General features: G+C 71.3%; 25 protein-coding genes. 11 read left to right on the top strand and 14 right to left on the bottom strand.

Annotated elements, in window-relative coordinates:
* Nucleotides 1–41 precede the first annotated feature (41 nt).
* Complete coding sequence (locus tag D7I44_RS13760; RefSeq protein ID WP_120790018.1) at nt 42–986, top strand: ROK family protein; 945 nt, start codon at nt 42–44, stop codon at nt 984–986.
* A 1-nt stretch (nt 987) separates the two neighbouring features.
* Here D7I44_RS13760 and D7I44_RS13755 read toward each other — a convergent pair whose 3' ends face one another.
* The 5 genes from D7I44_RS13755 to D7I44_RS13735 are packed head-to-tail and all read right to left on the bottom strand — an operon-like array spanning nt 988 to nt 4338.
* A complete protein-coding gene (locus tag D7I44_RS13755) occupies nt 988–1920 on the bottom strand; it encodes a bifunctional riboflavin kinase/FAD synthetase (RefSeq protein WP_120790017.1) in 933 nt (310 codons plus the stop codon).
* Complete coding sequence (locus tag D7I44_RS13750; RefSeq protein ID WP_245979672.1) at nt 1917–2399, bottom strand: hypothetical protein; 483 nt, start codon at nt 2397–2399, stop codon at nt 1917–1919. Before D7I44_RS13750 ends, D7I44_RS13755 begins: the two co-directional genes overlap by 4 nt.
* Before the next feature lie 44 nt (nt 2400–2443).
* Nucleotides 2444–2812 (bottom strand): hypothetical protein, encoded by a 369-nt coding sequence (locus D7I44_RS13745; protein WP_120790016.1) that lies wholly within the window; start codon nt 2810–2812, stop codon nt 2444–2446.
* Nucleotides 2813–3733: a tRNA pseudouridine(55) synthase TruB gene (gene truB, locus D7I44_RS13740; RefSeq protein ID WP_120790015.1), complete on the bottom strand. Its 921-nt coding sequence runs from the start codon at nt 3731–3733 to the stop codon at nt 2813–2815.
* Nucleotides 3730–4338, bottom strand: coding sequence for a TetR/AcrR family transcriptional regulator (locus tag D7I44_RS13735; protein ID WP_162940285.1), 609 nt, complete (start codon nt 4336–4338; stop codon nt 3730–3732). Before D7I44_RS13735 ends, truB begins: the two co-directional genes overlap by 4 nt.
* A gap of 73 nt (nt 4339–4411) precedes the next feature.
* On the opposite strand from D7I44_RS13735, the gene D7I44_RS13730 reads away from it, so the two are divergent.
* Entirely contained in the window at nt 4412–5848 is a 1437-nt protein-coding gene (locus tag D7I44_RS13730) for a DHA2 family efflux MFS transporter permease subunit (RefSeq protein ID WP_245979668.1), read from the top strand.
* A gap of 10 nt (nt 5849–5858) precedes the next feature.
* Entirely contained in the window at nt 5859–6854 is a 996-nt protein-coding gene (locus D7I44_RS13725; RefSeq protein ID WP_120790013.1) for a ketopantoate reductase family protein, read from the top strand.
* 19 nt (nt 6855–6873) lie between these two features.
* Here D7I44_RS13725 and D7I44_RS13720 read toward each other — a convergent pair whose 3' ends face one another.
* Genes D7I44_RS13720 through D7I44_RS13690 form a run of 7 tightly spaced genes read right to left on the bottom strand, consistent with a single transcriptional unit; the run spans nt 6874 to nt 10668 of the window.
* Complete coding sequence (locus D7I44_RS13720) at nt 6874–8055, bottom strand: DUF1840 domain-containing protein (RefSeq protein WP_162940284.1); 1182 nt, start codon at nt 8053–8055, stop codon at nt 6874–6876.
* A complete protein-coding gene (locus D7I44_RS13715; RefSeq protein WP_120790011.1) occupies nt 8018–8644 on the bottom strand; it encodes an RNA polymerase sigma factor in 627 nt (208 codons plus the stop codon). Before D7I44_RS13715 ends, D7I44_RS13720 begins: the two co-directional genes overlap by 38 nt.
* Nucleotides 8645–8675: 31 nt before the next feature.
* Nucleotides 8676–8837, bottom strand: a complete 162-nt coding sequence (locus tag D7I44_RS13710) for a helix-turn-helix domain-containing protein (protein ID WP_120790966.1) — start codon at nt 8835–8837, stop codon at nt 8676–8678.
* 47 nt (nt 8838–8884) lie between these two features.
* Nucleotides 8885–9556: a hypothetical protein gene (locus D7I44_RS13705; protein WP_120790010.1), complete on the bottom strand. Its 672-nt coding sequence runs from the start codon at nt 9554–9556 to the stop codon at nt 8885–8887.
* Between the two features lie 55 nt (nt 9557–9611).
* A complete protein-coding gene (locus tag D7I44_RS13700) occupies nt 9612–10028 on the bottom strand; it encodes a TIGR03668 family PPOX class F420-dependent oxidoreductase (RefSeq protein WP_120790009.1) in 417 nt (138 codons plus the stop codon).
* Nucleotides 10025–10423, bottom strand: a complete 399-nt coding sequence (locus D7I44_RS13695) for a PIN domain-containing protein (protein ID WP_120790008.1) — start codon at nt 10421–10423, stop codon at nt 10025–10027. Before D7I44_RS13695 ends, D7I44_RS13700 begins: the two co-directional genes overlap by 4 nt.
* Nucleotides 10420–10668, bottom strand: coding sequence for a type II toxin-antitoxin system Phd/YefM family antitoxin (locus D7I44_RS13690; RefSeq protein WP_120790007.1), 249 nt, complete (start codon nt 10666–10668; stop codon nt 10420–10422). The genes D7I44_RS13695 and D7I44_RS13690 overlap by 4 nt, the downstream gene beginning before the upstream one ends.
* 74 nt (nt 10669–10742) lie before the next feature.
* Between D7I44_RS13690 and D7I44_RS13685 the strand changes: the two genes are divergently transcribed.
* Entirely contained in the window at nt 10743–11147 is a 405-nt protein-coding gene (locus D7I44_RS13685; RefSeq protein WP_120790006.1) for a RidA family protein, read from the top strand.
* Between the two features lie 7 nt (nt 11148–11154).
* Here D7I44_RS13685 and D7I44_RS13680 read toward each other — a convergent pair whose 3' ends face one another.
* Together D7I44_RS13680 and D7I44_RS13675 are read right to left on the bottom strand one after the other, a co-directional pair.
* A complete protein-coding gene (locus D7I44_RS13680; protein ID WP_120790005.1) occupies nt 11155–12186 on the bottom strand; it encodes an aldo/keto reductase in 1032 nt (343 codons plus the stop codon).
* Nucleotides 12187–12220: 34 nt separating this feature from the next.
* On the bottom strand, nt 12221–12790 hold the full coding sequence (locus D7I44_RS13675; protein WP_120790004.1) for a nucleoside/nucleotide kinase family protein: 570 nt from the start codon (nt 12788–12790) through the stop codon (nt 12221–12223).
* Between the two features lie 34 nt (nt 12791–12824).
* Between D7I44_RS13675 and D7I44_RS13670 the strand changes: the two genes are divergently transcribed.
* The 7 genes from D7I44_RS13670 (at nt 12825) to D7I44_RS13640 (ending at nt 19743) form a co-directional block, all read left to right on the top strand.
* Nucleotides 12825–13712, top strand: coding sequence for an HhH-GPD family protein (locus tag D7I44_RS13670; RefSeq protein ID WP_245979656.1), 888 nt, complete (start codon nt 12825–12827; stop codon nt 13710–13712).
* 46 nt (nt 13713–13758) lie between these two features.
* The gene (locus tag D7I44_RS13665; RefSeq protein WP_120790964.1) at nt 13759–14721 is read left to right on the top strand and encodes a J domain-containing protein; all 963 of its coding nucleotides are present in this window, start codon (nt 13759–13761) and stop codon (nt 14719–14721) included.
* Between the two features lie 62 nt (nt 14722–14783).
* Entirely contained in the window at nt 14784–15791 is a 1008-nt protein-coding gene (locus tag D7I44_RS13660) for a siderophore-interacting protein (protein ID WP_120790003.1), read from the top strand.
* 1 nt (nt 15792) lies between these two features.
* A complete protein-coding gene (locus D7I44_RS13655) occupies nt 15793–16797 on the top strand; it encodes a FecCD family ABC transporter permease (protein WP_120790002.1) in 1005 nt (334 codons plus the stop codon).
* Nucleotides 16794–17849 (top strand): FecCD family ABC transporter permease, encoded by a 1056-nt coding sequence (locus D7I44_RS13650; RefSeq protein WP_245979643.1) that lies wholly within the window; start codon nt 16794–16796, stop codon nt 17847–17849. The genes D7I44_RS13655 and D7I44_RS13650 overlap by 4 nt, the downstream gene beginning before the upstream one ends.
* A complete protein-coding gene (locus D7I44_RS13645) occupies nt 17846–18721 on the top strand; it encodes an ABC transporter ATP-binding protein (RefSeq protein ID WP_120790001.1) in 876 nt (291 codons plus the stop codon). The genes D7I44_RS13650 and D7I44_RS13645 overlap by 4 nt, the downstream gene beginning before the upstream one ends.
* The gene (locus D7I44_RS13640) at nt 18718–19743 is read left to right on the top strand and encodes an iron-siderophore ABC transporter substrate-binding protein (protein ID WP_120790000.1); all 1026 of its coding nucleotides are present in this window, start codon (nt 18718–18720) and stop codon (nt 19741–19743) included. Before D7I44_RS13645 ends, D7I44_RS13640 begins: the two co-directional genes overlap by 4 nt.
* The last annotated feature ends 36 nt before the right edge of the window (nt 19744–19779 follow it).

The following is a 19779-nucleotide window of genomic DNA, read 5'->3' as shown; positions in this document are numbered from 1 at the left end:
CTCGCGAAGGCGAGCCCGGTTTCGCCAATAGGCTGAAAGGCATGGCTGAACCGCTCGTCCTCGCCGTCGACTTCGGCGGAACCAAGGTCGAGGCCGCCCTCGTGCGGCCTGACGGGACCCTCGTCGCCGGCTCCCGGAGCCGCGCCGCGACCGGCCGCAGCGCCGAGGTGGCCGAGCTCGAGGCATCCGTCGCCCAGGTCGTGAGCCACGCCCTCGAATCGCTCGACGCCGAGTCCGAGCTGATCGGCGCCGGGGTCGCGTGCGCCGGGCCGATCGACCGCGCGGCCGGCGCCATCTCGCCCCTGAACGTGCCGTCGTGGCGCGGCTACCCCATGCGCGCGCTGGTCGAGCAGGTGCTGGCGGATGCCGGGCACGATGTCCCGGTCGTGCTGGAGATGGACGGCGTGGCGATCGTGCTCGCCGAGCACTGGGTCGGCGCCGCGCAGGGGGCGCAGAACGTCATGGGAATGGTCGTCTCCACCGGTGTCGGCGGCGGCATCATCACGCACGGCCGCGTCGTCGTCGGGAAGACCGGCAACGCAGGGCACATCGGCCACGTCGACGTCGCCGGCTTCGAGGGCGAGAACACCTTCGGGAACCCGCACGTGCTCGAGGCGATCGCGAGCGGGCCGCACACGGTCGCGTTCGCCCGCCGAGGCGGCTTCGCAGGCACGTCGGGCGAGGAACTGGCGACCGCCTATGCGGCGGGCGACCCGGTCGCGCGCGGCGCGATCGAGCGCACCGGGCGGGCGATCGGCCAGGCCATCGCCAGCGCCACCGCGCTGCTCGACCTCGAGGTCGTCGCCATCGGCGGCGGCTTCTCGCAGGCGACGCCCGACCTGTTCGGTGTGATCCGCGCGCAGATCGCGACACACCACTTCGAGTTCGTGCGTCAGGTTCGCGTCGTCCCCTCGGGCCTGTCGGGCGAGGGGCCGCTCATCGGCGCCGCGGCGCTCATCTACCGCGCGGAGATGATTCCCGCCTAGCTCAGACGCCGAGCACGCGGCTGGCGACCTTCACGTCGTCGGCGATCTGCTCCACAAGGGCGGGGATGCCCTGGAACGCGGTCATTCCGCGGATGCGCGCGACGAAGACCACCTCGACCTCATGGTCGTAGAGGTCGATCGTCTCGCCGATCACGTGCGCCTCGACCTGCTTCTGCGGCACCCCCTCGAAGGTCGGGTTGTTGCCGACCGAGATCGCCGCGGGGTGGCGCACTCCATTGTCGACGAGCCAGCCGGCGTAGATGCCGTCGGCCGGAATCAGCCCCTCGGAGTGCGCGGAGAGGTTCGCCGTCGGGAAGCCGAGCTCGCGGCCGCGCTTCGCACCGTGCACGACGAGCCCGCGCAGCGTCGCCGGCCGGCCGAGCAGCCGTTCGGCCCGCTCGACGTCGCCCGCGGCGAGCAGCTGGCGGATGCGCGTCGACGACACCCGCTCGCCCGCCGTGCCGACCACGTCGTCGATCAGCTCGACGGTGAATCCGAGTTCGTCGCCGAGCGCGCGCAGCTCTGAGACGTCGCCGGCGTTGCCTGCGCCGAAGCGGAAGTCGCTGCCGACGAACACGCGCTTGGCGCGCAGCGACCTGACCAGGTACTCCGTGACGAACCGCTCGGCCGAGACGCCGGCGAAGTCCTCGTCGAAGCGCACCACGAGGGTCGCGTCGACGCCCGTCGCCGCGAGCAGCTCGAGCTTCTGGTCTAGGCTCGCGAGCGCGTCGGGGCAGCGCTCTGGCGCGATGATCTCGAGCGGATTCCTGTCGAAGGTGACGACAGCCGAGACGAGTCCGTGCGCCTGCGCCGCAGTGACGAGCTGCTCGATGACCGCGCGGTGGCCGGAGTGCACGCCGTCGAACTTGCCGATGGTCACGGCGCTCGGCCCGAAATCCGGCGAGATCTCTGACTCGGATCGGAAGACCCTCACGCCGCCGCCTTTCCCCGAACCCCGGCGGGGTGCGTGCGCAGCCACCACATGCCGGCCAGCGGCAGCACCAGCGGCACGAACCAGTAGCCCTGGCCGAACACCGTCCAGACGGTCGCGGTGTCGCCGAACGCGTTCCCGGAGTCCGGGCCGACCGCGTCCGGGAAGAACGTGGTGATGGCGCCGACGACGACGACGCCGGCGAACTCGACCGAGACGGTGGCCCAGGCGATGCGGTACCACACGCCCTTGTGGAGGATCAGTGCGACCATCGCGAGCACGTACACGAGGGCGGAGATGCCGGAGATCGAGATCGCGATCGGCGCCTTCGAGAAGTGGTCGATGATCTGGAACGCGCTGCGGCCGACGGCCGCCATCACGAGCACCGCGTACACCGCGATGAGCACGGTGAGCGTGCCGGTGCCGACCAGGCGCGGCATGACGGCCGAGAGCCTCTCGGTGACGGATCTGGACTCGGACATCGCTAGACGATTCTAGGTTGGCCGGGCTGTGAGCTCGTACGCACCTACGCTCCTTGCACCGTCCAAATGATCCACATCCTGTAGAGCATCACGCTGACCGCCAGCCCAGACACCCCCAGCACGACCACGCTCCACCGCCCGCGCTCGACGAGCGCCCAGATCATGGCGAGCAGCGGGACGAGCACGATCGCGACCTGGTACATCCAGAACTCGAGCAGGCTGCCCGTCGGATGGTTGCCGACGGCCGGCGCAATGGCCGAGGTCACGAGCTGCGCGATCAGCAGCACGGCGACGAGCGCGATCGGCCCCATGCTCACGTCGCTGGGGGGCCGCCCGGCGAAGCCGAGCACCAGGCACAGCACGCCCGCGGCGAGCGCGATGAAGATCTGCGCGAAGGTGAACCACTCGACCACTCAGGACTCCTCGTTCGGGAAGCCGGTCTCGACGCGCACGACACCGGTCGCCGACACGGTGGCGAGGGCGACCAGGCGGCCGGATGGACCGATGGCAGCCCGGATTCCGGGCTGCTCGGTCGCCTCGACCTGAAGCTTCTTGCCGTGCCCGAGGTCGACGGCCTGCTGAGGGTCGAGTTCGAGCACGGGGAACAGTCTGCCAGCAGCATCCGCCGGGCCCTGCAGCACACTCGCGACGGGCACGCTACCGTCCGCGAGGGACTCGAGTGCGGTCGCATCAACCACGGAGAACGGCCCGACCGACGTGCGCCGCAGCATCGTGAGGTGCCCGCCGACCCCGAGCGCGCGGCCGAGGTCACGGGCGAGAGCGCGGATGTAGGTGCCTGACGAGCAGGCGACGCGCACGTCGAGGTCGATCAGCCCAGGCATCCGCCTCGTCGCCCGCAATTCGAATTCGTGGATCGTGACGGGCCTCGCGGCCAGCTCGACCTCTTCGCCCGCGCGGGCACGCGCATAAGCGCGCTTGCCGTCGACCTTGATGGCGCTCACGGTGCTCGGCACCTGCTCGATAGGGCCGGTGAGGGTTCGGATGCCTGCTGCGATCGCCACGTCGCCCACGGCGTCGACGACCCCGGCCTCCGCGCGCTCGACCACGTCGCCTTCCGCATCGTCGGTGACGGTCGACTCCCCCAGCCGGATCGTCGCCTCGTACACCTTGTCGGTGCCGACGACGTGGGTCAGCAGCCGGGTCGCCGTGCCGATTCCGACGATGAGCAGCCCGGTCGCCATAGGGTCGAGGGTGCCCGCATGGCCGACCTTGCGGGTGTTCGCCGCGCGACGGATGCGAGCGACGACGTCGTGGCTCGTGAGCCCCTGGGGCTTGTCGACGAGCAGGATGCCGCTCGGCGCGGCCTCGCTCACGACGCGTTCCTCGCGGCCAGAACAGGGCCGAGCTTGTCGCCGAATGCGCACCCGAGCAGCTCGTGCGCGGTGTCGTCGCTGTCGTAGAGCTGGGTCATCTGCAGCGTCAGCAGCGTGTTGAGCAGCATGCCGCCCGCCAGGAAGTCACGCACGTCCTCCGGGGCGAACCCGGCCTCGTCGCGCAGGATCCGATAGATGACCAGGAAGCCCTCACGGGCGTACTTCCCGATCACGGGGTCATGGCCGAGCAGGAAGCCCTGCATCAACGGCAGCACGATGTCGCCCTCGTCGACGAGGTCGACGTAGGCGCGGCCGAGGAACTTCTTGCGCTCCGTGACGTCGAGTGCCTGCACCTCCGGACGTGCGAGCGCCGCGCGCATGCGCTCCTCGAGTCGCTCCCGCGCGCGCAGCAGCAGCTCGCAGAACAGCTTCTCCTTGCTGCCGAACATGCGCACCACGTAGGGCTGGCTGATGCCGGCCGCCTGGGCGACCTGGTCGGTGGTCGTCGCGGCGTAGCCACGTTCGCCGAACACCTTCGCCGCGGCATCCAGAATCTGCTCGCGACGCTGCGCCGCAGGAATCCGCTCGCTCTTCGTCTCACTCACGCTTGACAGGTTATCAGTCGATTACTTAGAGTCTGCGTTTGTAATCATTCAATTACCACCATTGGAGGACAACGTGTCTGTTCCCCTCGCGACGGAAGCCGCGCAGACTGACGCCGTGGCACCGCGCTTCCTACGCCGCCCGCTGTGGGTCGTCATCGCCGCAGCGTCCCTGCCCATGTTCATGGGCACCCTCGACAACCTCGTCGTGACCAACGCCCTGCCCGTCATCGGCCGCGATCTGCACGCGGGCATCGACGAGCTCGAGTGGGTCATCAACGCCTATGCGCTCGCGTTCGCGAGCTTCATCCTGACCGCGGCCGCCCTCGGCGACCGCTTCGGCCGCCGCACCGTCTTCGTGATCGGCATCGGCCTGTTCACGCTCGCCTCCGCCCTGTCGGCGCTCAGTGCCGAGCCGTGGCAGCTGATCGCCGCGCGTGCATTGCAGGGCGTCGGCGCGGCGGCGCTCATGCCGCTCTCGCTGACGATGCTCGCCGGCTCGGTGAGCGAGAAGGCGCGGCCTGCCGCGATCGGCGTGTGGGGCGGCGTCGCCGGCCTCGGCGTCGCGCTCGGGCCGCTCATCGGCGGCGCCGTCACGCAGGGCTGGGCCTGGCAGGGCATCTTCTGGCTGAACGTTCCGGTGGGCATCATCGCCGTGCCGCTCGTGCTGTGGGCGCTGCCCAACAGCTTCGGGGCGAGGCTGCGGGCCGATCTGCTCGGCCTCGTGCTCGCCGGTGTCGGCGTCTTCGGCATCGTCTACGGCATCGTCCGCGGCAACTCGGCCGGCTGGTCGAGCGGCGAGGTGCTCACCGCCCTCATCGGCGGCGGCGTGCTGATCGCGGCGTTCATCGCGTGGGAGACCCGCGCGCCCGCACCCATGCTGCCCCTGCGCCTGTTCCGCTTCCCGAGCTTCACGATCGCGAACGCGGTCGGCGTGATCTTCAGCTTCGGCATCTTCGGCGCGATCTTCATCCTGATCCAGTTCCTGCAGGTCGTGCAGGGGAAGAACCCGCTCGAGGCGGGCGTCATGACGATCCCATGGACGATGCTTCCGCTCATCGTCTCACCGCTCACCGGCTTCCTGATCCTGCCGAGATTCGGGCCGCGGATGCCGATCGCGGTCGGTCTCGCGATCTCCGCCATCGCCATCGGCTGGATCGCGTGGATCATGTCGCCCGACCTCACGTACTCGGCCATGGTCGCGCCGTTCCTGCTCGCCGGGCTCGGCATGGGGCTGATCTTCGCGCCGTCGTCGACCGCGGTCCTGATGGACATGCCAGAGACCGATCACGCCAAGGCGTCTGGCACGAACTCGACGCTGCGCGAGATCGGCACGGCGCTCGGCATCGCGGTGCTGACCGCGGTCTTCACCGGCGCCGGCGGGCAGCTGACCCCGACGGGCTATGTGGATGCCGCACAGAAGGCCGTCTTCGTCGGCGCCGCCGTGCTGGCGCTCGCCGCGATCGTGGCGCTCTGGCTGCCCGGGCGGAAGTCGATTCTCGCCGCTCGCTAGCCTTGAGCCCATGCGCATCGGGGTCATCGGGGCGGGGGCCATCGGGGGCGCCATCGCGGCACTGCTCGACCGTGCGGGGCACGAGGTCGAGGTGACGGCGCGCGGCGCGACCCTCGCCGCGATCGATTCCGCGGGGCTGCGCCTCGACGGCAAGTGGGGCGAGCACACCGCTCGCGTCACCGCCGCCGGGGCGCTCACCCGCACCCCGGAGCTGGCGTTCCTCGCGACGAAGGCGCAGGACGCGGCATCCGCTCTCGAACTGAATCGCGACCGCCTCGCGGGCGTGCCGCTCGTCGTCGTGCAGAACGGCCTCGAGGGGCTCGAGACCGTGCGGCGGGTGAGCCCCCGCTCCCCCGCCTTCGGCGCGCTCGCGCTCTACGCCGCGCAGAACGTGGAGCCCGGCCGGGTGACGATCACCGCGACCGGCACCACCGTGGTCGACCGGTCACGCGAGGCGGCCGCGCTGCTGGCATCCGTCATGCCTGCCCAGGTCACCGACAACTTCCGCGGCGCGCAGTGGACCAAGCTCGTGATCAACATGGTGAACGGAACGCCCGCGGCCACTGGGCTGCCGGTGCAGCAGACGGTCGCCGACGCGCGGCTGCGGCCGATCGTGACCGGGCTGATCCGAGAGGCGTCGCGGGTCGGGCTCGCGCACGGGGTGCGTTTCGATGCGATGCAGGGGCTGTCGCATGCCGGCGTGCGGTTCGCGGCCACTGCCCCGCTCTGGGCCGGCCAGCTGCTGCCGCGGCTGATGGCGCGGCGCATGGGCGCCGTTCCCAATCTCGGGTCGACGCTGCAGAGCATCAGGCGAGGGCAGCGCACCGAGATCGACTACCTGAACGGCGCCGTCGTCGCGCAGGCCGAGCAGGTCGGCCTGCGCGCGCCGGTCAATCAGACGGTGACGGCCGCGGTCCACGCGGTCGAGGACTCCGGCAGGTTCTTCTCGCCCGACGAGCTGGCAGAGCTCGTGCGCGCGGCCAGCGCCTCGTCCAGCCAGTCGTAGACCCCGCCACCGACCGCGGTCACCCGACCGAGCGCTCAAGGCCCGCCTTCAGATCGGCGGGAAGCGCGCCGACCACGGTCGTCGTCACGGTCGTCGCGACGGTGGGGGTGCCGGCCGGCACCGCGCCGATCGCCTCGGTCGCACCTTCAGGCTCGTTGAGGAACGACGTCCTGCCGGTGACGAGGCCTGTCGACGTGTCGATCGTCAGCCGATCGTCGCTGTGGATGCCGAGGAGCCGAAGGGTCGACAGGGTGCCGCTCGTGCCGAGCAGACTCACCCCAGGAATGAGCGCGAGCGCCTTGAACGAGGCCGCCCGCAGTCCTGCCGGCAGCAGATTCGACTGCAGGTCCGCGACGATGGCGTCGAAAACGAACTCGTTGTCGGCCGCGATCAGCGTGGGATCCGTCGAGTTGCCGTACCCGGCAGGCGACAGCTGCTGGCGGTAGAAGGCGAGCAGCGCGGCCGGGTCCGTCGGGACCGCCGAGGCGTCGACGTCGCTGCCGGCCGGCGAGTCGAGACGGGAGGGGCGCCCGCCGGCGTCGGACGCACCGGCCGGCACCATGCCGCCGCGGAAATACTGCACCGCGTTCGCATACATGCCGGGGTTCTCCGCCTGCTGTTGCGCGATCGCGGCATCCACGTCGTCGCCCGTCTTGTCCGAGATCATCACGGCGGTCGCGTTGTCGTCCTCGACCCACATGCCCGAACGGTCGGCGGGCACAAAGATCACGTTCGAGGAATGCGTGATCCACGATGCCGTCGAGCCCTGCCGGCGCTGCCCGTAGGTCCCGGGGCCTGCGGTGTTCAGCCGGGCGTAGTCGGTCTCGACGCGCAGGTACTGCCCGGGTGCGGGCTGCGCCGGGGCCGATCGGGGGGCGAGTCGGGCCGCACGGTTCAGCACCTCCTCCGCGCTCGCCGGCGGAACGGCGACAATGCCGGTGCCGCCGTGATGGCGGCCCGGCTTCGCGACCGGGCCGAGACCGCCGACGGATGCCACGACCAGCGCGACCGCGACGACTGCCGCCGCCGCGGTGGCGACACCCGCCCAGGCGAAGCCGCGTCGATGGCGGCGGCTCACCGCGCGCGGCGGCGCCTCGGCGGCGATCGCCTGCTCGAGCCGCGCGAGCGCCGCGTCGGTCTGCTCTGCGGTCGGCCCGTCGACGTCAGATCGCAGACGGCGCACCTGGTCCAAGGCATCCATCGCCCTCTCCTCTCGTATTCGCATCGGCACTGGTCAGATCTCGGATTCCGGCCGCATCGGCGGCCGCGGCGAGTTTGCGTCTCACCCGGTTCAGCCGGGAGCGCACCGTGCCGATCGGCACTCCGAGCGCCGCGGCGACGCCCGCGTAGTCGAGGTCGGCCCAGGCATACAGCAGCAGCGTCTCGCGGTCGCGGCGCGGCAGAGCGGCGATGGCAGGCGCCAGTCCGGCGACGTCCCGCTCGGCATCCAGCCGCTCGATGATCGCCTGCCCGCCGTCGCCGCCCTCGCGGAACGCCGCGGTGGCTGCTTCGAGGGCACGCAGGACCCGCGCCTCCCCCGCGCGGTGCCGCCGGATGAGCACCGTCGCGATGCCGAACAGCCAGGGCCCGGCATCCTCGTACTCGGTGTCGAACCGGGCGCGTCGGCGGAAGGCGACCACGAAGGTCTCCGACATGATGTCCTGCGCCGCCTCAGCGCCGACGCGCTTCGCCGCATAGCGGAAGATGCGATCGGAGTGCCGCGGGAACAGCAGGCCGAACATCGCCGGGTCCGTCTGGGAACCGACGACGATGTCTCGATCAGTGCTCACACCGGTACTTCCGCGATCGTGCCGATCGAGTTCACGCGACATCGACGGTGAACAGCTCGCCGACTTCGCAGTCGAGGGCGGCGCAGATCGCCTCGAGGGTGCTGAACCGCACGGCCTTCGCGCGGTCGTTCTTCAGCACCGAGAGGTTGACCACGCTCACGCCGGCCCTGGCCGACAGCTCGACCAGGGTCATGCCGCGCTCGGCGAGCAGCTCGTCGAGGTGGCAGCGGACAGCCGCCACTAGACGAGGCCCTCGCTGTCCTGCCGGTACGCCGCGCCGACGCGGAACACCGCGGCGAGCGCGAGCAACGCTGCCGCCACGTAGAGCGGCCAGCCGATGAAGACGGTGACGCCCTCGTTGGTGTTCCACAGGCCGTCCTGATCGGCTGGCGCGCCGGCGAGCACGGTCGTGAAAGCGAAGTCGGCGATTCCGCGCAGCGCGTCCGCCGCCTCGAAGCCGGCGAAGACGACACCCGCGAGCCACAGCAGCGCGACGTACGACGCCCGCGCGAACGGGACGCCGGCGGCCATGCGATTCGTGAGCACCACCAGGCACACGGCGATCCCCGCTCCGGTGAGGATGGCGACGATGTCCGCCAGGCCGTGCATCACGATCGTGCCGACGGGGATGCCCGCGACGGTCGCCGTCATCTCGGTGAAGTGCGCCGTGCTGCCCGGAACGATGAACGCCGCTCCGGAGAAGGTGTTCCCGGTCGGCTGAGGCACCGGGTAGTCCGTGCTCCAGGTCCACGTGATGCCACTCGCTCGGCTTCCGAGATCCCTGAGCAGCTGATTGACGGCATCGAACAGCTGGATCGCTGAGAGGACGAGGTAGAGCAGCGAGATCCAGAACACGAACCGCAGCGCCCCGGACTTCGCCAGAGGGCGGGCGATCTCGTCGGTGAGAGCCATCCGCTGAACATATCGATTTTCGTTATGCCTGTCGATATCCTCACCAGGGGTGCCGCTAGGCGGCCGACCAGCCCGTCCAGCGCTGGGCGCGGATCGCGATGACCGGGCCGTCGGGCCGGCGAGCTCGGTACTGCGGGTAGCGAGCGACGAGGACATCGATCGGATGCCTGAGCTCACCGGCATCCGTCAGCACCGTCGCCTCGCCGTCGACTCGCGCCCACCACAGCTCGTCCCAATCGTCGCCGTACGCGTCGACCAGCAATGCGACCTGGGGATTCTCGGCGATGTTGCGCAGCCGTCGAAGATTCGGCGACGACTTCGGCTTGAAGTCGACGGCGATGTAGATGAGCTCGCCCTCAGGCGCGAAGACGACCGGGACGAGGTGCGGCGCACCGTCGCGGCCGACGGTTGCGAGCCGCGCCACGCGGGCGGAGGCGACGCGTGCCCGCGCATCCGCCTCACTCAGCTTCACTCGGTCACCGGGTCGAATGTCGGGTACCCGAGCCGTTCTGCGACGGTCTGCATGGTGAGGTCGTGCGTGACGACCGTCGCGTCGAGCCCGCTGGCGATGACCGAGCCGAGGTGGATCGCATCGAGGGTCTTGAGGGGAGGCTCGATCGACTCGGCCGCGGCGAGCACACCCTCTGTCACGGGAACGAGCGAGAACACATCCAGCACCTCATCGCGCAGCCGAACCGGGAGTTCCTCGCGCCGCAGCACCCTGGTGAGCTCGGTGCGCAGCAGACGCGACGAGACCAGGGCATCGCTTTGCCCGGCGCTGACAGCGTCGATCCAGACGGCTGCGGATGGCGAATGCCCCAACAGCGCGCGCAGCGCGACGGAGGCGTCGACATAGTAGGTCGTCAACGGTCGCGCTCGTCGGCGAGCAGCTCGTCGATGGTCGCAGCGCTCGTCAACTCGTGCCGCGGAAGGTCGGCGAGACGAGAGCCGCCCGATCGCTTCGGCTCGACGAGCAGAGGGACGGCCGCCAACGGCACGATTCGCGCGATCTCACGGTCATGCCGCGTGACCCGGTACGTCTCACCGGCCTCGACGTCGGCGAGCATCGCCGTCGGGTTCTGCCTGAGCTGGCCGACCGTGATCGACTTCATGACTCGATGGTACGCGAATGTCTACCGATGTCTACGCCTGACCATGGCGCTCAGCGACTGACTAGGCTCGCCACGTGGCCGACAATGCACAGCTCATCCGCTCGCGCGAGTTGTACGGCGGGGTGCCGTATGCCTACGCCGCGACCGCGCCGGCGGATGCCCGGCTGGTCCACCTCGCCGGCGCGTGCCCTCTGAACGCCGACGGCTCGACGGCGGCGGTCGGGGACTACGAGGGCCAGACCCTGACGTGTCTCGAGAACCTGCGCATCGCGCTCGGCGACGCCGGTGCCGAGCTCACGGATGTCGTGTTCCTGCGCGTTCTCGTCGCCTCGAACCGACAGCAGGACCTCTCCGCGGCCTGGGCGACGGTGCGCACGGCGTTCGGCGACCACGACGCACCCGGCACGCTGTTCGGTGTCACCGTGCTCGGCTGGCCCGATCAGCTCGTCGAGATCGAGGCGATCGCCGCCGTGCGCTGACGGCGCCTCAGCGGCCGCCCGTGAGGGAACGGCTGCGTTGTGCCGCGCCGGCCGCACCATACGGGTATGCGTCGACGCGGGGCGAGCTCGCGCCCGACAGCTCGGCGAGCTCGTCCGGCGAGAGCTCGAGCTCGACGGCGCCGAGATTGTCGGCGAGCTGCTCGAGGTTCCGTGCCCCGAGGATCACGCTCGTCACCGCAGGCTGCGCGCCGAGCCAGGCGAGGGCGACCTGCGACATCGAGACCCCGCGCGCCTCGGCGACGCGCCCCACCGCATCGAGGACCGACCACGTGCGGTCGTCGGCGTTCCGCGCCTGCCAGGCCTCCATGCCCCGCTTCGGGTTCTCGCCGAGGCGCGTCGCGCCGGTCGGGTCCACGTCGCGCCGGTACTTGCCGCTCAGCCAGCCGCCCGCGAGCGGCGACCACGGCAGCAGGCCGATGCCGGCGTCGAGCGCGGCGGGGACGACCTCGTGCTCGATGCCGCGCACGAGCAGGTTGTACTGCGGCTGCAGGGTGACCGGGGCCGGCCAGCCGTGCGCCTTCGCCACGTGCACAGCCTTCGTCAGCTGCCAGCCGAGGTAGTTCGAGAAGCCGTAGTAGGCGATCTTCCCGGCTGCGACGGCCTCGGCGAGGAATCCGAGCGTCTCCTCGACCGGTGTGTGCGCGTCCCACGCATGCATCTGGTAGACGTCGATCTGCTCGACGCCGAGGCGCGTGAGCGAGGCGTCCAGCGCGCGACCGAGGTGACGGCGGCTGAGCCCCAGATCGTTCACGCCGTCGCCCATGGGGAAACGGCCCTTCGTCGCGATGACGATGTCCTTCGCCTCGGTCGGATGCGCCGCGAGCCAATGACCGATGATCGTCTCCGAGCCGCCACGGCTGTAGACGTCGGCGGTGTCCACGAAATTGCCGCCCGCGGCGACGAACGCGTCGAGGATCGCGTGCGACGTGGGCTCATCGGCCTCCGCGCCGAACGTCATCGTGCCGAGGGTGTGCGCAGAGACGACGGTGCCGCTTGCGCCCAGGGTGCGGTAATGCATGGTTTTCTCCTTACCCGGCTGACCGACGGGGCGATCAGCAGGAGTCGCTGAGGATCCGCTTCGGCACGTCAGGCGACGACGTGTCGACGACGGCGGATGCCGAGAAGAACGGCGTCGCGGCGACGAGGTACTCATCGTCGGGCTCGGCCTGCTGCGCGTCGACGTAGACCAGGAAGTGCCAGATGCCCTTGAACGCGCCGAGCAGGTAGGCGCCGTCGACGATCAGCACGGCATCCGCCGGCGCGGTCTTCCACTCCGACAGGGCAGGCACATCACGGGCCGCGTCGAAGGCCGAGGTCTGGAACCCTGTGCTGCCCGCGAGCCGCCACGGGTCGAGCAGCACGCGACGGAAGGTCGTCTCGTCGTAGGCCTGGTCGCCGGAGCCACGGATCGCTCGCGGCTTCAGGAAGTCGCCCATCGAGGCACGGAACGCGGGCACGCCGCCGTCGTCGAACACCGCGGCGAGGTCGTCGGCGAGCGCGTGAGCTCCCGAGCCGGGGAATCCGTCGACGCCGATGATGCGCCGGCCGCGCGGGTAGTTGGACAGGATCTCGTCGCGCAGACCGCGGAGGAACTCGACGCGGGGTGTAGACACGAGCTGCATGCCTCGAGCGTACGCCGCGGAATAGGCTTTTCCGGTGCCCGAGACCACGACCACGACCACGACCCTGAGCGAAGCGGTCAACGGCTGGTTCCTGGCCAACGCCCGCGAGCTGCCATGGCGTGAGAGCGGATGCTCGGCCTGGGGCATCCTCGTCTCGGAATTCATGCTGCAGCAGACTCCGGTCGCCCGCGTGCTGCCGCAGTGGCAGGCTTGGCTCGAGCGCTGGCCGACGCCGGGCGCCCTCGCCGCGGTGCCGCCGGGCGAGGCCGTGCGCGCCTGGAACCGGCTCGGCTACCCACGCCGTGCGCTCTGGCTGCACGCATGCGCCGTCGCGATCACCGAGCAGCATGGCGGCAAGGTGCCGCGCGACGTGGACGCACTGCTCGCTCTTCCCGGCATCGGCCCGTACACGGCGCGCGCCGTCGCCGTCTTCGCGTACGGTGTGCGGGCTCCCGTAGTCGACACGAACGTGCGGCGCGTGCTGGCGCGAGCCGTTGACGGGCAGGCCGAGCCGGGCCCGCCGTCTGCCGTGCGCGATCTCGCCGCGATGTCTGCCGTGCTGCCCGTCGACGACGCCGAGGCGCGCGTCTTCAACGCCGGCGCGATGGAGCTCGGCGCGCTGGTCTGCACGGCCCGCGCACCGCTGTGCGGCGACTGCCCGCTGGCATCCGCCTGCGCCTGGCGCATCGCGGGGTACCCGTCTTACGACGGGCCGCGGCGCGCGGTGCAGAAGAAGTACGAGGGCAGCGACCGTCACGTGCGCGGACTCATCATGCGCGAGCTGCGCGCGGCTCACGTGCCCGTGACGGATGCCGAGGTAGCGGCGCTCTGGCCCGACGAGGTCCAGCTCGCGAGGTCTCTCGCGGGCCTCGTCGCCGACGGCCTCGCCGTGCGCGACGGCACGGGCTACGTGCTTCCGTGAAGGCGGCTTCAAGGTGCTTCATGGGCGCCGCAAGTAGCCTGAGGTGATGCCCGAATCGCCGCTCTCCGCCTCGCCGTACGAGGTGCTCGGCGTCGACGCGCGCGCCAGCGAGGACGAGCTGAAGCGGGCGTACCGCAGGCGCTTGCGCGAGACCCACCCCGACACGGGCGGCTCGGCCGCAGAATTCCGCGCCGTGCAGGAGGCGTGGGAGCGCATCGGGACGCCGGAGGCGCGGGCGATCTTCAACAGGTCCAGGTCTCCGTTCAGCGCCGCGGGCGGCGCCGAGTCGGGCGGCGGGGGCGCGAGTGACGACGAGCACGTCTGGGCGACCTCGCGCACCGAGGGGGTGCGCCGTGACACGCGGCCCCGCGCCCGCTCATACGGCCACCCCGGCGGCTGGCGCCGCGAGCGCTACCTCGCGATGATGCGCGAATGGGCCGGCCGCGGCACAGCGCTCGATGACCCCTACGACCCCGCGTTGGTGCGAACCGCGCCGTACGAGATCCGACACACGCTCGCCGACGCGCTCGCCGAAGAGGCGACCGCGCGGGCCACTGCAGACCTCGGCATCGGCTACACGGTCTGGCACGACGTGTTCGCCCACGACGGCGGCAAGATCGATCATCTCGTGCTCGGTCCGACGGGTCTGTTCGCGCTCCAGTCCGAGGACTACGGCGGCGCTGTCACCGTGAAACGCGGCGAGCTGATCCCGGCGGAGCCGGGGGTGCAGCTCGACGGCCGTCCCGCGCACGACCTGGCCGAGCGGGCGCGCCACCTCGGTCGCGCGCTCGGCGTGAAGTTCGCCGGCGCGATCGTCGTGCTGCCCGACGACGCGCTCGAGGCGCCGGGGGTGGAGATCGGAAAGTACCGGGGCATCGCGCTCCTCGCGGTGCAGAGCTCGGTGCTCGGCCACCTGCTGCGCGAGGGTGTGCCCGGCGTGCCCCGCGCGCTCGGGCTCGACCTGTTCGAGGTGCGCAGCCGCCTCCAGCGCGGCGTTCGCTTCATTTAGTTGCCGCAGGAATCCGCAACCGACTTGCGAAAACGGATGCCTTCGCCTTAGCTATTTAGGTAATGCTTACCTTACCCACTGAGCTCGACCGCGTCCGCGACGACCGTCCCGCCTACCGCCCGTTCCGCGTGGCCGTGCGCTCGGTCGCCCGGCTCTCGCCGTCGTTCCTCCGGGTGACCTTCGCGGGTGACGAGCTGGCCGACTTCGGCCGGGCGGGCCTCGACCAGCGCGTCAAGCTGCTGCTTCCGCTCGAGGGCGCCGACGCGCCCCGCGGTTTCGAGCACCTCGGCATCTGCTCGCCCGACGCCGTCGCCGACGGCAGCTGGTACGAGCTCTGGCGAGCGGCCCCTGAGCATCTGCGCAACCCGTTCCGCACCTACACGGTCCGGGCGATCCGCCAGCAGGAGCGGGAGCTCGACGTCGACTTCGCCGTGCACGGCGACGGCGGCCCCGCCAGCCGCTGGGTGCGCAGCGCCCGCGCGGGCGATGAGGTCGTCATCGTGGGCCCCGACGACCGGTCGACGGGCTGGCGCATCGGGCTCGACTGGCATCCCGGCACGCGCGACGAGCTGCTGCTCGTCGGCGACGAGACCGCGGTGCCTGCCGTGTGCTCGATCCTCGAGTCGCTCGAGCCGGGCGTGCGGGCGCGGGCATTCCTCGAGATCCCCGAGGCGGCGGACGCGCTCGACGTCGCGCTCGGCTGCCCCGATCACGCGGTGACCTGGTTGCCCCGGAACGGCGGCGCCCGCGGCGAGCGCCTCATCGCCGAGGTGCGCGACTGGGCGCTCGCCCGGCGGCACCTCGTCGCTCCGGCATCCGTCGGCGGTCGCGCCGCAGCGTCGTCGAGCACAGACACGACGTCGCTGGCGAGCGCCGAATCCGACACAGACCCCGGACTCGTGTGGGACTCACCCGCCGAGGCAGCCGACACCGGCTTCTACGCCTGGATCGCCGGCGAGACGCAGACCGTCGTCACCCTGCGCCGCTTCCTCGTCAGAGAGCTCGGGGCCGACCGCGGCAGGGTCGCCTTCATGGGCTACTGGCGCCAGGGGCGGGCGGAGCTCGCCTGACATGTCCTCCACCCACAGAGCCACGATCTTTGTGGCGTCCTTCGTCGCGCTCGCCCTGCTCACGCTGCTGAGCCTGGGGCTCGGCGCCGAGTCGCTCTCGCTCGCCCAGCTGCTGCACGCTCTGGCACACCCGTTGGGCGGCGGCCAGCCCGAGCGGATCGTCATCGGGCTGCGGCTGCCGCGCACCGCCGTCGCGCTGGTCGCAGGTGCCGCTCTCGGCCTCGCGGGCGCCGTCATGCAGGGCGTCACCCGCAACCCGCTCGCCGACCCCGGTCTGCTCGGCGTGAATGCGGGCGCCTCGCTCGCCGTCGTGACGGCCATCGGGGCCTTCGGCGTCTCGACCGCATCGGGCTACGTGTGGTTCGCGTTCGGCGGCGCGGCCGTCGCCGCGGCGGTCGTCTACGCGATCGGCGTGCTCGGCTCGGGTGGCGCGACCCCCGTCAAGCTCGCGCTGGCGGGCGCAGCGCTGACTGCGACCCTCACGTCGATCACCACGCTCGTGCTGCTCTCGCACCAGGACGTGTTCCAGCAGTTCCGGTTCTGGCAGGTTGGGTCGGTCGCGGGCCGCTCACTGCACGACGTCGGCGTCATCGCCCCGTTCGCGGCGGTCGGCGCAGTGCTGGCGCTCGTCGGTGGCCGGATGCTGGACGTGCTCGCCCTCGGCGACGACGCCGCCCGCGGGCTCGGCCTCAACGTGCCTCTCGCCCGCGCGATCTGCGCCGTCGCGGTCGTGCTGCTCGCCGGCGGCGCGACGTCGATCGCGGGCCCCGTGGTCTTCGTCGGACTGGTCGCCACGCACGCGGCCCGGCCCCTCGCCGGCCAGGACCACCGCACGCTGATCGCGCTCGCCGGCCTCGTCGGAGCGGGGCTGCTCGTGGCATCCGATCTCATCGGCCGGTTCATCGCCCCACCTGGCGAGCTCGAGGCCGGCGTCGTCATCGCGCTGATCGGCGCGCCCGTGATGATCGCGCTGGTGCGCAGGCGGCGGGCGGTGATGACCGCGTGACGATTCAGCTCGGGGCAGCGGATGCCTCCGCCGTACCCGCCCTCGCCGTGCGCCAGGCGCTTCGTCTGGGCCGGCGTCGGCGTGCTCTCGCGGTGAGCGGTCTTGCCGCGGCAGTCCTGCTCGTCGGGGTGCTGAGCCTCAGCCTCGGGACGATCCCGGTTCCTGCGACGCGCCTGCCCGCCGTGCTCGCCGGCCACGGCGACCCGCTCGAGAACCTCGCCGTGCTGACCCTGCGACTGCCGCGCTGGACGACCGGCGCACTCGTCGGCGTCGCCCTCGGCCTCGCCGGCGCGCTGTTCCAGACGACGCTGCGCAACCCGCTCGCGAGCCCCGACATCCTCGGCATCTCCGGCGGCGCGAGCGTCGCCGCCGTCACCGCGATGCTCGTCTTCCACGCGACCGGCGTCGGCGTGCCGCTCGCCGCGCTCATCGGCGGTGCCGTCGTGGCCGCCATCATCGGCCTGCTGTCGTGGCGCGAGGGTTTCGCCGGGCAGCGCTTCGTGCTGATCGGCATCGCCGTCGCGTTCCTCGCGAGCGGCGGCCTGTCGTACCTGATCACCCGCGCCGACGTGCGCGCGGCGCAGCAGGCGCTCGCCTGGACGGTCGGCAGCGTCAGCGATCCGAGCTGGCCCGAGACCGGCCTGCTCGCCGCCGCTCTCGTGGTGCTCGTGCCGCTCGCGCTCTGGCTCGCCGTTCCGCTGCGCGTGCTCGCCATGGGGTCGGATGCCGCGCACGGCCTCGGCGTGCGGCCCGTCGCCATGACGGTGCTCGCGACGGCGACGGGTGTCGCGCTGGCGTCCGTCGCCACGGCCGTGGCCGGCCCGGTCGCGTTCGTCGCGTTCGTCGCCGCTCCGATCGCGCGCCGCATCGTCGGCGCGGGCGGGCTGCAGCCGGTGGCATCCGCTCTCACGGGCGTCGCGCTCGTGACCGCGGCCGACTTCGTGGCGGCCAGACTCGGCGACTTCCAGGCGCCGGTCGGGCTCGTCACCGGCGTCGTCGGCGCCCCCTACCTGCTCTGGCTGCTGACCAGGAAGGACGGTATCGGCGCATGAGCGCGGCCCTCACCCCCGCGACCCCGCGCACGCTCGCCGCGCACGGCCTGCAGCTCGCCTACGACGGCCACGTCATCGTGCCAGGCCTCGACCTCGAGCTCGCCCCCGGCCGCATCACCGCGATCATCGGCGCGAACGGCAGCGGCAAGTCGACCGTGCTGCGCGGGCTCGCCCGGCTGCTCGCGCCACGCGCGGGCGACGTCACGCTCGACGGCGAGGACCTGCGCGGCATCCCCGGGCGGCGCCTCGCACGCATGCTCGGCATCCTGCCGCAGGAGCCCATCGCGCCAGAGGGCGCCACCGTCGCCGAACTGGTCATGCGCGGCAGGCATCCGCATCAGGGCGTGTTCGGCGGCCGCAGCGCCGCCGATGAGGCCGTCGTCGCCGAGGCGCTGCACCTCACCGACACCGCGGAGCTCGCCGGCCGTCGCCTCGGCGAGCTCTCCGGAGGCCAGCGCCAGCGTGTCTGGATCGCCCTCGCGCTCGCGCAGAACCCGGACGTGCTGCTGCTCGACGAGCCGACCACGTTCCTCGACATCGCGCACCAGCTCGAGGTCCTCGACCTGCTGGCCGAGCTGAACGCGCGCCTCGGCACGACCGTCGTCATGGTGCTGCACGACCTCAATCTGGCTGCTCGCTACGCGGACGAGCTCGTCGTCGTTGCCGACGGCCGAGTGCTCGCCGCAGGCTCCCCCGCCGACGTCATCACCGAGCCGGTGCTCTCCGCCGCGTTCGGACTCGCCGCCCGGGTCATCGCCGACCCGGAGACCGGCTCGCCGCTTGTCATCCCCACCGCACGCAAGACGCGCGGAGACCGCACAAAGCCGGCCGAAGCGGCCGGCTTCGAGAACAACAGTAGGGAAAACTCATGACCCCACGACGCAAGGCGCTCATCGGCGCGGCCGTCGCCGTCATCGCCGCACTCGGCCTGGCCGGTTGCTCGTCGGCCGACAACGGCAGCGGCGCATCGCAGCCGACGAGCTCGGCGAAGGCATCCGCCGTCACCATCCATGACGCGTTCGGCGACACCGTCATCGCATCCAAGCCGAAACGCGTCGTCACGCTCGGCTGGGGCTCGACCGAGGCGGCACTCGCGATCGGCGTCGACCCCGTCGCGATGCCGTTCCAGGCGTACGCCGGCGACAAGGACGGCGTGCTGCCCTGGATCAAGGACTACGTCGCCAAGAACAAGCTCGAGATGCCGAAGGTGCTGCCGAACACGACCGACGACCCGCCCTACGAGGCGATCGCCGCGGCGAAGCCCGACCTGATCCTCGCACCCTACTCGGGCCTCACCCAGAAGCAGGACCAGCTGCTCAAGGCGATCGCACCCACCGTCGCCTACCCGGACCAGCCGTGGGCGACGCCGTGGAAGGACATCATCTCGATCTCGGGCACGGCGCTGTTCGAGCCCGCGAAGGCGACGAAGGTGCTCGACGGGATCGAGACGCAGATCAAGGATGCCGCCGCCGCCCACCCCGAGTTCAAGGGCAAGTCGATCGCCGAGGTCTGGGCGTCGCCGCAGGAGTTCGACGTCTACAAGAAGGAGGACCCGCGCGTGCAGTTCGCGCTCGACCTCGGCTTCACCTCCGCCCCGAGCGTCGACCAGCTCGCGAACGGCGACCAGACGTTCTACTACGCGCTCAGCACCGAGAAGGTCGACCAGCTCACGAGCGATGTGCTCGTCTCCTACGGCGACACGGATGCCTCACAGCAAGCATTCCTCACTTCCAGCTACGGTTCGGGGATGAGCCAGGTGAAGGCCGGGGCCGTCGCGCAGCTGACCGGCCCGGCGTTCATCTCGGCCGTCTCGCCGCCCACTGCGCTGTCGCTGTCGTGGGGTCTCAAGGACTACGTCGCGGCGCTCTCGAAGGCGGCGAAGGCCGCCGGCTGACACAGGCTCCCCCGACGGTTCTGGACGTTCGGGGGC

It is taken from the genome of Gryllotalpicola protaetiae (assembly GCF_003627055.1).
In the GTDB taxonomy this organism is placed as follows: domain Bacteria; phylum Actinomycetota; class Actinomycetes; order Actinomycetales; family Microbacteriaceae; genus Gryllotalpicola; species Gryllotalpicola protaetiae.
The sequence above is the reverse complement of the archived record's forward strand: the minus strand, read 5'-3'. Positions and strand labels throughout refer to the sequence as shown.

Bases quoted from the DNA above. Each gene is read 5' to 3' on its own strand.
- D7I44_RS13760 (WP_120790018.1), top strand. From the start codon at position 42: ATGGCTGAACCGCTCGTCCTCGCCGTCGACTTCGGCGGAACCAAGGTC.
- D7I44_RS13750 (WP_245979672.1), bottom strand. From the start codon at position 2,399: ATGTCCGAGTCCAGATCCGTCACCGAGAGGCTCTCGGCCGTCATGCCG.
- D7I44_RS13725 (WP_120790013.1), top strand. From the start codon at position 5,859: ATGCGCATCGGGGTCATCGGGGCGGGGGCCATCGGGGGCGCCATCGCG.
- D7I44_RS13720 (WP_162940284.1), bottom strand. From the start codon at position 8,055: ATGGATGCCTTGGACCAGGTGCGCCGTCTGCGATCTGACGTCGACGGG.
- D7I44_RS13710 (WP_120790966.1), bottom strand. From the start codon at position 8,837: ATGACCCTGGTCGAGCTGTCGGCCAGGGCCGGCGTGAGCGTGGTCAAC.
- D7I44_RS13705 (WP_120790010.1), bottom strand. From the start codon at position 9,556: ATGGCTCTCACCGACGAGATCGCCCGCCCTCTGGCGAAGTCCGGGGCG.
- D7I44_RS13690 (WP_120790007.1), bottom strand. From the start codon at position 10,668: ATGAAGTCGATCACGGTCGGCCAGCTCAGGCAGAACCCGACGGCGATG.
- D7I44_RS13680 (WP_120790005.1), bottom strand. From the start codon at position 12,186: ATGCATTACCGCACCCTGGGCGCAAGCGGCACCGTCGTCTCTGCGCAC.
- D7I44_RS13675 (WP_120790004.1), bottom strand. From the start codon at position 12,790: ATGCAGCTCGTGTCTACACCCCGCGTCGAGTTCCTCCGCGGTCTGCGC.
- D7I44_RS13665 (WP_120790964.1), top strand. From the start codon at position 13,759: ATGCCCGAATCGCCGCTCTCCGCCTCGCCGTACGAGGTGCTCGGCGTC.
- D7I44_RS13660 (WP_120790003.1), top strand. From the start codon at position 14,784: ATGCTTACCTTACCCACTGAGCTCGACCGCGTCCGCGACGACCGTCCC.
- D7I44_RS13655 (WP_120790002.1), top strand. From the start codon at position 15,793: ATGTCCTCCACCCACAGAGCCACGATCTTTGTGGCGTCCTTCGTCGCG.
- D7I44_RS13645 (WP_120790001.1), top strand. From the start codon at position 17,846: ATGAGCGCGGCCCTCACCCCCGCGACCCCGCGCACGCTCGCCGCGCAC.
- D7I44_RS13640 (WP_120790000.1), top strand. From the start codon at position 18,718: ATGACCCCACGACGCAAGGCGCTCATCGGCGCGGCCGTCGCCGTCATC.